Source organism: Streptomyces sp. NPDC001508, from assembly GCF_040298665.1.
Classification (GTDB): Bacteria; Actinomycetota; Actinomycetes; order Streptomycetales; family Streptomycetaceae; genus Streptomyces.
Map to the genome: position 1 here is coordinate 1 of NZ_JBEPAP010000004.1, position 13,968 is coordinate 13,968.

Genomic DNA, 13,968 nt, shown 5'->3' on the forward strand with positions numbered 1-13,968 from the left:
GCCATTCGTGCTGGTCATCTGGGGTGGGGCTCCTGTCTCGCCCAGGAAGGATAACCCGGCATACCGGGTGTCTCATCACAGACTGACAGGGAGGGCCTGGACGCTGGATGAAGGGGAACGGGCCATTGGTGCTGTGCGTTCTCAGATCCTGTAGCGTTCGTGCGGAACGGCCCGGTCCCAGACGGCTTCGAACGCCGAGGCGCACAGCTTGACCACCTCGGCGCGGTCGTCCACTTCGTCGCCGAGGTACACGCCCTCACCGGAGAAGTAGCCGAATCTCACCAGCTGGTCATCGAAGCACCAGAAGTCATTGCCAGGGAGTGCCAGATCCGACGCGTTCCGCCGCGGAAGCCAACGGATCTGCTCACCAGCGGCGATGTTGGTGAACGTGCCGTCGTAGAGGTACCGGGTGTACTCGCTCACCGGCTCGGAGACGATCCGGGAGCGGCGGATCACGACACCACGGGAAACCGCCTCGGACACCATGTCGAGCCAGGGGCGCCACCAGGACGCGCGGTCGTTCGGGTCCGGCCGATGCCCGGCCCTCCACGCGGCCACGCGTGGAGCCTCGTCCGGGTCGTCGTAGAAGTCGCGCATCTCCAGATGCACGGCAGACCGCTGGCAGTTCGCCAGCAACTCACTGAACGGTGGGGCCGTCTGCGGCATCACAAGCCTCCCTGATGGCGGCGACCATACGCACAGGCAGCCGGATGACGGTCTCACTGTCCGGGATGGGGCCGGTCTTCAGGCACTCGGCGCGCGTCACCTCGTCCACCGTCCAACCCTGCAACACGATCTCTTGCTTCTCCTCGTCGAGCCAAACCATGGGGCAGTTCGCCCCGTCCGTGTTCGGGTCCTTGGCGATGAACCGTAGCGACACAGCAGCCTCCCGGGCTACGCGGATTGCACGGACTTCTACGCACGGGCCCTCCCGATGCTGCCGTGCTGGCGTCAAGGGTGCGCTTCAAGCCACGGGAGCGGGGGAGCCCATAGCGCCACCCACGGACAGCAGCAGACCCCCCGGCGACGCCGAGGGGTCCGTGAGGCGCTTACGGGATGGCTCAGGCCAGGCCAGGACCCCGCACCGGGATGCTGGTGAACGTAGGCTGGTCAGGTTCCCGCGAAGTGAAGAAATCGCTGCCCTTGTCGTCGACGACGATGAAGGCCGGGAAGTCCTCGACCTCGATCTTCCAGACGGCCTCCATGCCCAGTTCCTCGTACTCGACGACCTCGACCTTCTTGATGCAGTCCTGGGCGAGCCGGGCCGCCGGACCACCGATGGAGCCGAGGTAGAACCCGCCGTGCGTGCCGCACGCGTCCGTGACCTGCTTGCTGCGGTTGCCCTTGGCGAGCATCACCTTGGAGCCGCCCGCGGCCTGGAACTGCTCGACGTAGGAGTCCATGCGGCCGGCCGTGGTGGGGCCGAAGGAGCCGGACGCGTAGCCCTCCGGGGTCTTGGCCGGGCCGGCGTAGTACACCGGGTGGTCCTTCAGGTACTGCGGCATCTGCTCACCCGCGTCCAGCCGCTCCTTGATCTTCGCGTGCGCGATGTCACGGGCCACCACCAGCGGACCGGTGAGGGACAGCCGGGTCTTGACCGGGTACTTGGTCAGCTCGGCGAGGATCGCGTCCATCGGCTGGTTGAGGTCGATCCTGACGACGTCGGAGGACTCGTCCAGGTGCTCGTCCGTCGTCTCCGGCAGGAAGCGAGCCGGGTCCGTCTCCAACCGCTCAAGGAAGACGCCCTCGGCGGTGATCTTGGCGAGCGCCTGGCGGTCGGCCGAGCAGGACACGGCGATGGCGACCGGGCAGGACGCGCCGTGCCGGGGCAGCCGGACCACGCGGACGTCGTGGCAGAAGTACTTGCCACCGAACTGCGCGCCGATGCCGATCCGCTGGGTCAGCTCGAAGACCTTCTGCTCCAGTTCCTTGTCCCGGAAGCCATGGCCGAGCGGCGAGCCCTCGGCGGGCAGGTTGTCCAGGTAGTGCGCGGAGGCGTACTTCGCGGTCTTCAGCGCGTATTCCGCGCTGGTGCCGCCGACCACGATCGCCAGGTGGTACGGCGGGCAGGCGGCCGTACCCAGCGAACGGATCTTCTCCTCCAGGAACTTCATCATGGAGGCCTCGTTCAGGACAGCCTTCGTCTCCTGGTACAGGAACGACTTGTTGGCGCTGCCGCCGCCCTTCGCCATGAAGAGGAACTTGTAGGCGCCGCCGTCGGTGGCGTACAGCTCGATCTGCGCGGGGAGGTTGGAGCCGGTGTTCTTCTCCTCCCACATGGTCAGCGGCGCCATCTGCGAGTACCGCAGGTTGAGCTTGGTGTAGGCGTCGTGGATGCCGTGCGAGAGGGCCTTCTCGTCCTCACCTTCGGTGAGGACGTGCTGCCCGCGCTTGCCCATCACGATCGCCGTGCCGGTGTCCTGGCACATCGGGAGCACGCCCGCCGCCGCGATGTTCGCGTTCTTCAACAGGTCCAGGGCGACGAACTTGTCGTTGGCCGACGCCTCGGGGTCGTCGATGATGCGGCGCAGCTGCGCGAGGTGGGCCGGGCGCAGATAGTGCTGGATGTCGTGGATGGCCTCCTCGGCCAGCTTGCGCAGCGCCTCCGGCGCGACCTTGAGGAACGTCCGCCCGTCGGCCTCGAAGGTGGAGACGCCCTCGGAGGTCACCAGCCGGTACGGGGTGGTGTCCTCGCCCTGGGGGAGCAGATCGGTGTACGCGAACGCAGGGCGGTTCGGGGGGGAACTCTGTGGCATCTTCGCCCATTCCTCACTCGACAGGCAGCGTGTCCGGGCGACTCGCCTCCTCGGCGTGCTGGCCGCGGGGCGGTCGCCTGCGGCCCGCCGGCGTCGGCGGGCCTCCCCAGCGTAGAACCTGGCGGTGACGGCCGGACTGTGAGGTCGGGCTCAGCCCGCCCCACCTCGCCCCGGCACCGGCCCGCCACGCCTCGTTCCGGTCCGATCCGTCATGCCTCAGTCCGACTTCGGTCCACCACACTCCGGTCCGCTCGTAGGCCATCGCGCGGTCCGGTCGGCCACGCCACGCCCCGGCCCGCCAGGCCACGCCTCCGTCCGGCCCCGGTCATGCCACGCCTCGGCCCGCCAGGCCACGCCTCCGTCCGGCCCCGGTCATGCCACGCCTCGGTCCGCCAGGCCACGCCTCCGTCCGGCCCCGGTCCGCCACGCCCCGGCCCGCCAGGCCACGCCGCGGTCCGGTCCGCTACGCCCAGTGCGCTACGTCCGGTCCGCTAGGTCATGCACCGGTCCGCTAGGTCACGCCTTGGCCGGTTCGCCACGCGCGGGTCGTCCACACCCCTAGTCGCGATCTATCGCGTTTCGGTACGCTGCCGTCGTGGACCTTCAGAAGCACGCCCAGCGGCAGGACGCGGCAGCGCGCGTCACCGAACTGCGCGCCTCGGACGCGGACCGGGACCGGATCGCCGACATCCTGCGTGACGCCCTCGCCGAGGGGCGCCTGACCGCCGACGAACACGCGGAGCGCGTGGAGGGGGTGCTGAACGCCAAGACGGTCGGCGAGTTGGAGGTCTTCATCCGCGACCTGCCCGCCGCCCACGGCCGCCCGGCCGCCTCGGCGTACGCGCAGCCCCGCCCGGCCCCCGGCGCGATACCGACGGAGGCGGACACCAACATCGTCGCGGTGTTCAGCAGCGCGGTACGCAAGGGCCGCTGGCGCGCCGGGCGCCGGATGCACGCGTACTCCGTCTTCGGCAGCGTCGAGATCGACCTCAGCGAGGCGATCTTCGAGTACCAGCAGGTCGTCATCAAGGCGGTGTCGGTCTTCGGCGACGTCCAGATCCGCGTGCCGGAGAACGTGTCGCTGCGCGGCACCGGCGGTGGCGTGCTCGGCAACTTCGAGGTGCACACGCTGGATTCGGCCGAGCCCGAGGCGCCCGTGGTCTATGTGGACGGGTGGGCCGTGCTGGGCAACGTCGAGGCCCGGCCGAAGCGGGGGAAACTCGTCGCGGACATCCTCGACCGCGTGCACCACAGGGTCGACAGGACTTTGCGCAAGCATCTCGGCCATTGACGGCCGCGAATCGGGCCGGATCCGGAACGGCGCGGTCCCGGGCCGCCCGGCGCGGGGGGTCGTGAACCGGCCGCCACGCTCCCGTGGATCGGGACGCAGTGCATAGGCGCGCGCACAGCGGGTAGGGCTTGCTGCATCGTCTCTCGCTCGCGAAGCCGTCGTCAGGAGTAGACCGTGCTGCAACCGCCGCATTCGTCCCTGCAGGTAGCTGCCGTTCCGGCCCAGCGGGTGCCAGCGCAAGAGCGGGACCAGGATGCCCCCTGGCACACCGAGGCGGTGTGCCGGCGGGACGAGGCCGGCCTGTTCTTCGCCCCTTCGAAGGAGCCGACCGCCGCCCGGCTGTCCCGCGAGGAGGCGGCCAAGCGGGTCTGCGCGCGCTGTCCGGTGATGGTCGAGTGTCGCGAACACGCGCTGCTCCAGCCCGAGCCGTACGGCGTGTGGGGCGGCCTCACCGCTGCCGAACGCCGTGTGGTGCTGGCCCGGCGCCGCCGCCGTGACCTGGAACTGAAGAAGACGGCCCGAGCAACAGGCCGCATAGCAGCAGCAGGCTGACCCCAAGCTCCGTCCCGAGCCGAGCTTGGCCCGGACCGCGTGCTTCGGCCCGACCCAGAGCTTCGGCCCGATCCCGAGAGCTTCGGCCGAGCGTGCGCTTGGCCCGAGCCGGGCGCACATCCGACGCCGAGCCGCTGCCCGAGCCCGAGCTTCGGTCCGAGCCGGGCTTCGATCCGCCTCCGAGCCTGCGCCCGGGCCTGAGCTTTCGTCCGAGCTGGGCTTGGACCCGCCTCCGAGCCTGCGCCCGAATCCGGGCTTCGGCCGAGGCGTGCGCGAGCCGGGCTTGGATCCGCCTCCGAGCCTGTGCCCGGGCCTGAGCTTCGGTCCGAGCCGAGTTTGGACCCGCCTCCGAGCCTCCGCCCGAATCCGGGCTTCGGCCGAGCGTGCGCGAGCCGAGCTTGGACGCGACTCCGAGCTTCCGCCCGGCCCCCAGCTTCCGCCCGGGCCTGAGGTTCGGTCCGAGCTGGGCTTGGATCCGCCTCCGAGCCTGCGCCCGGCCCCCAGCTTCCGCCCGAATCCGAGCTTTGGCGCGAGCCGGGCTTAGATCCGACGCCGAGTCTGCGCCCGAGCCCGAGCTTTGGGGCGAGCCGGGCTTGGACCCGCCTCCGAGCCTGCGCCCGGCCCCCAGCTTCCGCCCGAATCCGGGGTTCGGCCGAGCCTGCCCCACCTGGAGAGCCCGGGCCTTGGTCCGGGGCCGAGCCTCGGCTCAGCGACCGTGCGTGGACTCCCGCGCCTTGGACCCCGCACCGAACCCTCACAATGAGCCCAGGCCCCCCTCGGCACGCTCCGGGCCCCGCCCGAGCAGCGCGCTGCGCCGAGTCCGCGTCGTGGCGTTGGACGTGCTGCCCCGCCCCGGGCCGCCCCACCGGGCGCTCGGTGCCGTGAGTCCTGGTCGAGGGCGCGCGCTGCTCCGGGTGCGCGCCCGGCGCTGCGCGTCCTGAACCCGGTTCGGGTCCGCGCCCCAGCGGTCGGTGGCGTAGACCTTGGGCGGGTCGTCGGCGCCCCCTCCGCACCGGGGGCGCCGGCTGATGTGGGCTACTTCGCCCGGTCGAAGTCGATCGCGCTGTAGGCGCGCAGCTTCCTCAGGCGGTGTTCGGAATCGATCCGGCGGACCGTTCCGGACCGCGAACGCATCACGATCGAGTCGGTCGTCGCGGTCTCGGAGCGATACCGCACCCCGCGCAGCAGTTCGCCGTCCGTGATGCCGGTGGCGACGAAGAAGACGTTCTCGCCGGTAACCAGGTCCTCCGTGGTCAGCACCCGGTCCAGGTCATGCCCCGCGTCCAGCGCCCGCTGCCGTTCCTCGTCGTCCTTCGGCCACAGCTTGCCCTGGATGGTCCCGCCCAGGCACTTCACGGCGCACGCCGAGATGATGCCCTCGGGGGTGCCGCCCACGCCGAGCAGCAGATCGATGCCGGTGCCCTCACGCAGGGCGAGGATCGAGCCGGCCACATCGCCGTCGGAGATCAGCTTGATGCGCGCGCCGGTCTCCCGGACCTCCTGGATGACGCCTTCGTGCCGCGGCCGGTCGAGGATGACGACCGTGACGTCCTCGGGCGTGGACCGCTTCGCCTTCGCGACCCGGCGGATGTTCACCGACACGGGCGCGTCGATGTCGACGAAGTCCGCCGCCTCCGGTCCCGTGACCAGCTTGTCCATGTAGAACACGGCGGACGGGTCGAACATGGAGCCGCGTTCGGCCGCGGCGAGGACCGCGATCGCGTTCGGCATGCCCTTGGCGGTCAGTGTCGTGCCGTCGATCGGGTCGACGGCGATGTCGCACTCGGGCCCGGTGCCGTCGCCGACGCGCTCTCCGTTGAAGAGCATCGGGGCCTCGTCCTTCTCGCCCTCGCCGATGACGACCACGCCGTTCATCGAGACGGTCGAGACGAGGGTGCGCATGGCGCGGACCGCGGCACCGTCGGCGCCGTTCTTGTCGCCGCGCCCGACCCAGCGGCCGGCGGCCATCGCCGCGGCCTCGGTCACCCGGACGAGTTCCAGGGCCAGGTTCCGGTCGGGAGCCTCGGAGGGGACGTCGAGTTCTGACGGCAAATGATGATGCTCGGTCATCGGAGCGCACCTTTCTGATACGACGACGGCCGGATGAGGGTGTTCGTCCCGACTCTACCGTCAGGGGTACAGAATGAGCAGGGGCCCCCACGGATGAGCACGCTGGGCACCTGCGACGATAGGGGCGTGGCAGGTTCGAACGGCAAGCAGAAAACGGTCCGGGACATGATTCTCTCCCTGGGCCTGATCGGGATGGCGGCGGCCGTCATCTACGTCTTCATCCCGCACGACGACCACGCCCCCGACCTCAAGCGGGTCGACTACCGCGTGGAACTGCTCACGGCGCAGCGCGCCGCTTCTTACCCGGTCGCCGCGCCCGAGGGCCTGCCGGGCTCCTGGAAGGCGACCTCGGTCCGCTTCCAGGGGGCGAACTCCGAGCGCTGGCACCTGGGCTTCCAGGACCCCGAGGGACAGTACGTGCAGATCGAGCAGTCCACTCAGCAGCGCGCCGAGTTCATCGACCAGGCCAGTCAGGGCGCGCGGGCCACCGACGTGACCGAGAAGATCGGCGGCCACACCTGGAAGCGCTACACCGGCGGTCGCTACGACGCCCTCGTGCTGGAGGACACGCCCGGCTCCACCACGGTGGTCGCGGGCACGGCCTCGTTCGAGCGGCTGGCGAAGCTGGCGGAGTCGCTGAAGCTGTCGTAACCCGCGGACCCCGCGCCGGGGAGCCCCAGCGTTGTCCACAGGCGGCCGGGTCCGGTAGGCGAACCCGGCACGCGCGGGGGAGCCTCCGCACCACGGCCTCAGGCGTGCGGTCCAGCAGCGAACCCGGCACGCGCGCGGGGGAGCCGCCGCCCGGCTCGCCGATGGCGACGCCCCTCGGCACCCGCTACTCGCCGGTCTCCCGCGAGCCCTCCGCGTCCGCTGCCGCCTCCGTTTCCTCCTCCTCGGCCAGGGCGGCGTCCAGCCGCGCCCGCGCGCCCTCCAGCCAGCGCCGGCACACCTTGGCCAGTTCCTCGCCGCGTTCCCAGAGGGCCAGGGACTCCTCCAGGCTCGTCCCGCCCGCCTCCAGCCGCCGTACGACCTCGATCAGCTCGTCCCGCGCCTGCTCGTAGGAGAGCGCCTCTTCCACCTTGCCGGTCATCCGTTCACCCTAAGCGTCGACTCGTACCGTGAACTCGCCCTCGGCGACCCGTGCCCGCAGCGCCTCGGCCGCCGTCACCTGCGCCGGATCCCGCACCACGTGCCCGTCGGCCCGCTGCAGCACCGCGTACCCGCGCTTCAGCGTCGCCGCGGGGGAGAGGGCCACCACGCGCGCGTGCGTGTGCGCCAGCTCGGAGTCCGCGCGGTCCAGGAGATGGCCCAGGGTGCGCCGGCCGCGGTCGACCAGCGAGGCGACATGGTCCGCGCGCTCGTCGATCATCCGGTGCGGGTCCTCCATCGAGGGCCGGGCCAGCGCATGCGCGAGCCCTCGCTCCTCGCGCTCCACCAGCGCCTCCACGCACCGTCGCGCCCGGCCCCGCAGCATCCGCACCCGCTCCAGTTCCTCGCCCACGTCCGGTACGACCTTCTTCGCCGCGTCCGTCGGGGTGGAGGCGCGCAGGTCGGCGACGAAGTCCAGGAGCGGATGATCCGGCTCGTGGCCGATCGCGGACACCACGGGCGTACGACAGGCCGCGACCGCGCGGACGAGTTGTTCGTCGGAGAACGGCAGCAGGTCCTCCACGCTGCCGCCGCCCCTAGCGACGATGATCACGTCCACGGCGTCGGTCTCGTCCAGTTCCTTGACCGCCTGCACGACCTGGGGCACCGCGTGCACGCCCTGCACGGGCACGTTGCGCACCTCGAAGCGGACGGCGGGCCAGCGGTGGCGCGCGTTCTCCAGAACGTCCCGCTCCGCGGCGGAGGCGCGACCGCACACGAGGCCGATCAGCTGCGGCAGAAAGGGCAGCGGGCGCTTGCGCTCGGGCGCGAACAGCCCCTCCGCGGCCAGGGCCTTCTTCAGGTGCTCCAGCCTGGCCAGCAGCTCGCCGACCCCCACCGGCCGTATCTCGGCGGCGCGCAGCGACAGCTGCCCGCGCGGCGCGTACCACTCCGGTTTGGCGTGCACGACGACGCGGGCGCCCTCGCCGACGACGTCGGCGACCGCGTCGAACACCTGCCGGTAGCAGGTCACGCTCACCGAGATGTCGTACGAAGGGTCGCGCAGCGTCAGGAAGACGACGCCCGCGCCCGGCCGCCGCGACAACTGCGTGATCTGCCCCTCGACCCACACCGCCCCGAGCCGGTCGATCCATCTCCCGATGAGCCGCGACACCTCGCCGACGGGCAGCGGGGTCTGCGCGGACGTGTTCACAGCCATGCCGCGAGACTAACGGGCCCCTCCGACAATCCCCGGCCGTGAGCAAGGCGATCGGGGCGGCGTTCGCGGCGCCGGGCGGGCAGGCGGCGGCGGGAGGCCTGCTGTTCGCGATGAGCCGGGACCGCCGGCTGCCGTGGGCACGGGCGAGGACGGATCCCGGGGTGCCGCGGGCGGCCCCGCCGTGCGCGGCCGTGAATCACCCTGGTCGCCGCGGTGTGGGCGGCCCGGCGGCCAGTGCCGCATCGCCGTCCGGCAGGCGACGAAACCGGCGCCGTCGCCGAGCCCCACGCGCGCGTAAAGCGAACAGCGGTCGGTACGACAGACGCTCACGACGGCGAACCGAGCCGGTAGGCGAACACCTCGCCACCGCCAACCAGGCGGCAGGCCATCTCCGACGCCCCACGCGCGCGTAGGCGGACACCGACCCGCGAGCGGCAGCGCCCTGCACCATCCGGGCGTAGCTGTGGCACCTCCCGGTCGTCGCCCGGTCTTCCCGTGGAGGTACGGGCACGCGATCTCCGGTCCTCCGGAGGCGGCCTTACGATAGGTGCCATGACTGCCCTTCCTGGCCGCCGTGTCCTGCTCGCCGCCCCCCGGGGCTACTGCGCGGGCGTGGACCGCGCCGTGATCGCCGTCGAGAAGGCCCTGGAGCAGTACGGGGCCCCGATCTATGTCCGGCACGAGATCGTTCACAACAAGTACGTCGTCCAGACCCTGGAGAAGAAGGGCGCCGTCTTCGTAGAACGCACCGAGGAGGTGCCGCCGGGCAGCATCGTGATGTTCTCGGCGCACGGCGTGGCCCCCGTCGTCCACGAGGAGGCCGAGCGCGGCCGGCTCGCCACCATCGACGCCACCTGCCCGCTGGTCACCAAGGTCCACAAGGAAGCCGTCCGCTTCGCCAAGGAGGACTACGACATCCTCCTGATCGGTCACGAGGGCCACGAGGAGGTCATCGGCACCTCCGGGGAGGCCCCGGACCACATCCAGCTGGTCGACGGCCCCGAGGACGCCGCAGGGGTCGAGGTCCGCGACCCGTCCAAGGTGGTCTGGCTGTCCCAGACCACGCTCTCCGTGGACGAGACCATGGAGACCGTGGACGCGCTGAAGGAGAAGTTCCCGCAGCTGCTCTCCCCGCCCAGCGACGACATCTGCTACGCCACACAGAACCGCCAGCTCGCCGTGAAGCAGATGGGCGAGGAGGCCGACCTGGTCATCGTCGTCGGCTCCCGCAACTCCTCCAACTCCAAGCGGCTCGTGGAGGTCGCCAAGCTGGCCGGGGCGCGCGCGGCGTACCTGGTGGACTTCGCCGCCGAGATCGACGAGTCCTGGCTGGAGGGCGTGACCACGGTCGGCGTGACCTCCGGCGCCTCCGTTCCGGAGGTCCTGGTCGAGCAGGTCCTGGACTGGCTCGCCGAGCGCGGCTACGCGGACGTCGAGATCGTCAAGGCGGCCGAGGAGTCCATCACCTTCTCGCTCCCCAAGGAGCTGCGCCGCGATCTGCGCGAGGAGGCGGCCGCGCTGGCCGCCGCGCGCGGCGGTTCGGGTACGGCGGACGTGTGAGCAGGGCACAGCCCGGCGCGTGACTGTCAGTCGTGCGTCGTACGGTGGGGCCATGCAGATCTTCGGCGTGGACATCGGCGGGTCCGGGATCAAGGGCGCACCCGTCGATCTGGAGCGGGGCGACCTAGCGGAGGAGCGCTTCAAGGTGCTCACTCCGCACCCGGCGACGCCGGACGGGGTGGCCGACGGCGTGAAGGAGGTCGTCGAGCACTTCCGCTGGACAGGCCCGGTCGGACTCACGTTCCCGGGCGTGGTCAGCGGCGGGAGCACCATCCGTACGGCCGCCAACGTGGACCCGAGCTGGATCGACATGGACGCGCGCGCGTTGTTCAGCGAACGCCTCGGCGGCCATGACGTCACGGTCGTCAACGACGCGGACGCGGCCGGTGTCGCCGAGATGAGCTTCGGCGCGGGCCGCGGCCGCGGCGGCACGGTCATCCTGCTCACCTTCGGCACGGGCATCGGCAGCGCCCTGTTCGTCGACGGCACCCTGGTCCCGAACACCGAGCTGGGCCATCTGGAGCTGGGCGGTCACGAGGCGGAGAAGCGGGCCTCCAGCAAGGTCAAGGAGGACCACCAGCTGTCCTGGGAGCACTGGGCGCGCCGCGTGCAGAAGTACCTCGCGCACGTGGAGATGCTGTTCTCCCCGGAGCTGTTCATCATCGGCGGCGGCGTCAGCCGCAAGGCGGACAAGTTCCTGCACCTCATCGAGGGTGTCGAGGCGGAGATCGTGCCCGCGCAACTGCAGAACAACGCGGGGATCGTGGGCGCGGCGATGCACGCCTCCAAGGACGGCTAGCGGTCTCCACGGCCGGCCGCCCGTGCCGTGGGCCCGGTGGACGTCGGTCAGGCCTGTGCCGCGGGCCTGGCGGGCCCGAGCCGCCGTCGGCGCCTGACCCGCCGGATCCGCCGTACGATCACGGTCACGCCCGCGATCAGCGTCCCCCCGTACAGCCACCCGGCCTGAGTGGCGAGCGCGGTGACCAGACCCATCAGCCGGCCCGCCACCCCGCCGCCGCCGTCGGCGACGGCCAGCAGCCCCACCGCGAACCCGATCGGCACCAGGACGGGGGCCGTCAGCAGGTCGTTCTCGCGCACCCACAGCGCGGTCAGCGCGCACACGGGCAGGAACAGCACCCCGTACACGGTGAGGGACGCCCCGAACAGCAGCTGGTCGATCAGGGCGAGCAGGAACATCAGGGCCGCGCAGAACAGGCCCCCGCCGAGCCCGGTGAGCCGGGGGCCCGTTCTGTGCGGCGGCTGCGCCGGACCCGGACGCACCGGCCGCTGGGCCGCCGCCTGCCCGCCCGCCGGACCGCGCCTGGCCTGTGGCGGCAGGGGTGCCGGTGGCGTGCCGCGTCGCGGTCCGTGCTGCGGGGGTCGCGTCCTGGGTTGCTCCATTGGACCAACTTAGGTCGGCTTATGTGCCGAATGGCCCTACAGACACGCCGTGGAGCGGAGCGTATCCAGGTGTTCGAAGCTTCAGCCGGGGCGGTGTCCGGCACGCCGTAAACTGGGGGATCGGCCGGTCTGCTGGCCCCCTGGCCCTCCTCCTCACGTACGGGAAGTCGCAACGTGTCGCTCACGATCGGAATCGTCGGCCTGCCGAATGTCGGCAAGTCGACCCTGTTCAACGCCCTGACCAAGAACGACGTGCTGGCGGCCAACTACCCGTTCGCCACGATCGAGCCGAACGTCGGTGTGGTCGGCGTCCCCGACGCGCGCCTGACGAAGCTGGCCGAGATCTTCAACTCGCAGCGCATCCTCCCGGCGACCGTGGACTTCGTGGACATCGCGGGTATCGTCCGCGGCGCCTCCGAGGGCGAGGGCCTGGGCAACAAGTTCCTCGCGAACATCCGGGAGTCCGACGCGATCTGCCAGGTCATCCGCGCTTTCAAGGACGAGAACGTCGTCCATGTCGACGGCAAGGTCTCGCCCAAGGACGACATCGAGACGATCAACACCGAGCTGATCCTCGCCGACCTGCAGACCATCGAGAAGGTCCTGCCGCGCCTGCAGAAGGAGTCGCGGATCAAGAAGGACGTCGCGCCCAAGGTCAAGGCGGTCGAGGAGGCCAAGGAGATCCTGGAGAAGGGCGACACACTCTTCTCCCAGGGCATCGTCCAGGGCAGCGAGCGCGCCGAGCTGCTGCACGACCTGCACCTGCTCACCACCAAGCCGTTCCTCTACGTCTTCAACGTCGACGAGGACGAGCTGACCGACGACGGCTTCAAGGACGAGCAGCGTGCCCTGGTCGCCCCCGCCGAGGCGATCTTCCTCAACGCCAAGCTGGAGGCGGACCTCGCCGAGCTGGACGAGGCGGACGCGCTGGAACTCCTGGAGTCCGTCGGGGCCGAGGAGCCCGGCCTCGCCACCCTCGCCCGCGTCGGCTTCGACACCCTCGGCCTGCAGACGTATCTGACGGCCGGCCCCAAGGAGTCCCGGGCCTGGACCGTCAAGAAGGGCGCCACGGCCCCCGAGGCGGCCGGCGTGATCCACACCGACTTCCAGAAGGGCTTCATCAAGGCCGAGGTCATCTCCTTCACGGACCTGGTGGAAACCGGCTCGGTCACAGAGGCCCGCGCGAAGGGCAAGGCCCGCATGGAGGGCAAGGACTACGTGATGCAGGACGGGGATGTGGTGGAGTTCCGCTTCAACGTGTAGGCGCAAATCCACCACGTCGGCTTCGTTTAATGCGCAGGTCAGAGGGGCTGGACTCATCGGAGTCGAGCCCCTCGCTCCTTCCCGTGCTGGGACGGTGCTGGGATTTCTGACGGGTTGTCACTCATTTAACCCCCGCTTCGGGCGGTTATTAGTGGTACGTTATTCGGTACCACATGATGGAGGGAGTCAACCCGTGTCGATAACTGCGAGCGAAGCCCGTAAGGCTCTCTTTCCGCTGATCAAGAAAGTCAACGACGATCACGAGGCCATCGAGATCGTGTCCAAGCATGGCAACGCTGTGCTCGTCTCGGCCGAGGACTACGCGGCACTGCGTGAGGGCTCGTACCTGCTGCGCTCGCCTGCGAACGCACGGAGACTGCTCAAGGCGTACGAGAATGCCCTGGGCAACATCAACGTGTCGGAGCGCGAGCTGATTGATCCAGATGTGGCGGACTCTGCTGTGGGTGCTGAGTGAGGCTCGTCTTCGAGGACCAGGGCTGGGAGGACTACACGTCCTGGCTCAAGAACGACAGAAAGATGCTCGCTCGGATCAACAAGCTCGTCGAAGACGTCAAGCGTGACCCTTTCACGGGGATCGGCAAACCCGAACCGCTCAAGTATCACTTGCCTGGGGCTTGGTCGAGGCGGATCGATGACGAGCACCGCCTCGTCTACCTGGTCACGGACAAGGAGATCGTGATCCTCGCAGCCCGCTATCACTACTGACCGGAGGATCGTCCGTACTGGGTCGGCGCTCTCATGCCGGA

At 70.3% G+C, this 13,968-nt stretch carries 15 protein-coding genes and 1 pseudogene; 9 read left to right on the plus strand and 7 right to left on the minus strand.

Translation table 11 applies throughout. The features are described from left to right. Nucleotides 1-141: 141 nt before the first annotated feature. The 3 genes from ABT245_RS05725 to ABT245_RS05735 all read right to left on the minus strand — a co-directional run bounded on the left by ABT245_RS05725 (nt 142) and on the right by ABT245_RS05735 (nt 2,756). Entirely contained in the window at nt 142-666 is a 525-nt protein-coding gene (locus ABT245_RS05725; RefSeq protein WP_351729026.1) for a DUF6879 family protein, read from the minus strand. After that, nucleotides 638-880 (minus strand): hypothetical protein, encoded by a 243-nt coding sequence (locus tag ABT245_RS05730; RefSeq protein WP_351729028.1) that lies wholly within the window; start codon nt 878-880, stop codon nt 638-640. Before ABT245_RS05730 ends, ABT245_RS05725 begins: the two co-directional genes overlap by 29 nt. Before the next feature lie 181 nt (nt 881-1,061). Further along, the gene (locus tag ABT245_RS05735) at nt 1,062-2,756 is read right to left on the minus strand and encodes a fumarate hydratase (RefSeq protein WP_351729030.1); all 1,695 of its coding nucleotides are present in this window, start codon (nt 2,754-2,756) and stop codon (nt 1,062-1,064) included. Nucleotides 2,757-3,351: 595 nt separating this feature from the next. Between ABT245_RS05735 and ABT245_RS05740 the strand changes: the two genes are divergently transcribed. Then, complete coding sequence (locus tag ABT245_RS05740) at nt 3,352-4,047, plus strand: DUF1707 SHOCT-like domain-containing protein (RefSeq protein WP_351729032.1); 696 nt, start codon at nt 3,352-3,354, stop codon at nt 4,045-4,047. 174 nt (nt 4,048-4,221) lie between these two features. Further along, nucleotides 4,222-4,599, plus strand: coding sequence for a WhiB family transcriptional regulator (locus tag ABT245_RS05745; protein WP_351729035.1), 378 nt, complete (start codon nt 4,222-4,224; stop codon nt 4,597-4,599). A 1,035-nt stretch (nt 4,600-5,634) separates the two neighbouring features. On the opposite strand, the gene glpX is transcribed toward ABT245_RS05745, so the two are convergent. After that, a complete protein-coding gene (gene glpX / locus ABT245_RS05750) occupies nt 5,635-6,669 on the minus strand; it encodes a class II fructose-bisphosphatase (protein ID WP_351729038.1) in 1,035 nt (344 codons plus the stop codon). A 126-nt stretch (nt 6,670-6,795) separates the two neighbouring features. Between glpX and ABT245_RS05755 the strand changes: the two genes are divergently transcribed. After that, on the plus strand, nt 6,796-7,320 hold the full coding sequence (locus tag ABT245_RS05755; RefSeq protein WP_351729041.1) for a DUF4245 domain-containing protein: 525 nt from the start codon (nt 6,796-6,798) through the stop codon (nt 7,318-7,320). A gap of 184 nt (nt 7,321-7,504) precedes the next feature. On the opposite strand, the gene ABT245_RS05760 is transcribed toward ABT245_RS05755, so the two are convergent. Together ABT245_RS05760 and xseA are read right to left on the minus strand one after the other, a co-directional pair. After that, nucleotides 7,505-7,759 carry an exodeoxyribonuclease VII small subunit gene (locus ABT245_RS05760; protein WP_351729043.1) on the minus strand — a complete coding sequence of 85 codons (255 nt, stop codon included), beginning with the start codon at nt 7,757-7,759 and terminating at the stop codon, nt 7,505-7,507. Nucleotides 7,760-7,768: 9 nt separating this feature from the next. Then, nucleotides 7,769-8,977, minus strand: a complete 1,209-nt coding sequence (xseA, locus tag ABT245_RS05765) for an exodeoxyribonuclease VII large subunit (RefSeq protein WP_351729045.1) — start codon at nt 8,975-8,977, stop codon at nt 7,769-7,771. A 35-nt stretch (nt 8,978-9,012) separates the two neighbouring features. Here xseA and ABT245_RS46000 point away from each other — a divergent pair. The 3 genes and pseudogenes from ABT245_RS46000 to ppgK form a co-directional block, all read left to right on the plus strand. Then, nucleotides 9,013-9,208, plus strand: a pseudogene (locus ABT245_RS46000) (amino acid permease); the annotation flags it as partial. 312 nt (nt 9,209-9,520) lie between these two features. Further along, the gene (locus ABT245_RS05770; RefSeq protein WP_351729586.1) at nt 9,521-10,537 is read left to right on the plus strand and encodes a 4-hydroxy-3-methylbut-2-enyl diphosphate reductase; all 1,017 of its coding nucleotides are present in this window, start codon (nt 9,521-9,523) and stop codon (nt 10,535-10,537) included. Nucleotides 10,538-10,589: 52 nt separating this feature from the next. Further along, nucleotides 10,590-11,336, plus strand: a complete 747-nt coding sequence (gene ppgK / locus ABT245_RS05775; protein WP_351729048.1) for a polyphosphate--glucose phosphotransferase — start codon at nt 10,590-10,592, stop codon at nt 11,334-11,336. 47 nt (nt 11,337-11,383) lie between these two features. Here the strand turns inward: ppgK and ABT245_RS05780 are convergent, their stop codons facing one another. Further along, nucleotides 11,384-11,938 (minus strand): DUF6542 domain-containing protein, encoded by a 555-nt coding sequence (locus tag ABT245_RS05780; RefSeq protein ID WP_351729052.1) that lies wholly within the window; start codon nt 11,936-11,938, stop codon nt 11,384-11,386. A gap of 174 nt (nt 11,939-12,112) precedes the next feature. Here ABT245_RS05780 and ychF point away from each other — a divergent pair, with 174 nt between their 5' ends. From ychF to ABT245_RS05795, 3 genes are all read left to right on the plus strand, one after another. Next, nucleotides 12,113-13,201: a redox-regulated ATPase YchF gene (gene ychF / locus ABT245_RS05785; protein ID WP_351729055.1), complete on the plus strand. Its 1,089-nt coding sequence runs from the start codon at nt 12,113-12,115 to the stop codon at nt 13,199-13,201. A 193-nt stretch (nt 13,202-13,394) separates the two neighbouring features. Further along, nucleotides 13,395-13,676 (plus strand): type II toxin-antitoxin system Phd/YefM family antitoxin, encoded by a 282-nt coding sequence (locus tag ABT245_RS05790; RefSeq protein ID WP_351729057.1) that lies wholly within the window; start codon nt 13,395-13,397, stop codon nt 13,674-13,676. After that, complete coding sequence (locus ABT245_RS05795; RefSeq protein ID WP_351729060.1) at nt 13,673-13,927, plus strand: Txe/YoeB family addiction module toxin; 255 nt, start codon at nt 13,673-13,675, stop codon at nt 13,925-13,927. Before ABT245_RS05790 ends, ABT245_RS05795 begins: the two co-directional genes overlap by 4 nt. Nucleotides 13,928-13,968 lie beyond the last annotated feature (41 nt).

Excerpts from the sequence above, each read along its gene's own strand:
- ppgK (WP_351729048.1), top strand. The coding sequence starts at position 10,590 with ATGCAGATCTTCGGCGTGGACATCGGCGGGTCCGGGATCAAGGGCGCA.
- glpX (WP_351729038.1), bottom strand. The coding sequence starts at position 6,669 with ATGACCGAGCATCATCATTTGCCGTCAGAACTCGACGTCCCCTCCGAG.
- ABT245_RS05735 (WP_351729030.1), bottom strand. The coding sequence starts at position 2,756 with ATGCCACAGAGTTCCCCCCCGAACCGCCCTGCGTTCGCGTACACCGAT.
- xseA (WP_351729045.1), bottom strand. The coding sequence starts at position 8,977 with ATGGCTGTGAACACGTCCGCGCAGACCCCGCTGCCCGTCGGCGAGGTG.
- ABT245_RS05725 (WP_351729026.1), bottom strand. The coding sequence starts at position 666 with ATGCCGCAGACGGCCCCACCGTTCAGTGAGTTGCTGGCGAACTGCCAG.
- ABT245_RS05780 (WP_351729052.1), bottom strand. The coding sequence starts at position 11,938 with ATGGAGCAACCCAGGACGCGACCCCCGCAGCACGGACCGCGACGCGGC.
- ABT245_RS05760 (WP_351729043.1), bottom strand. The coding sequence starts at position 7,759 with ATGACCGGCAAGGTGGAAGAGGCGCTCTCCTACGAGCAGGCGCGGGAC.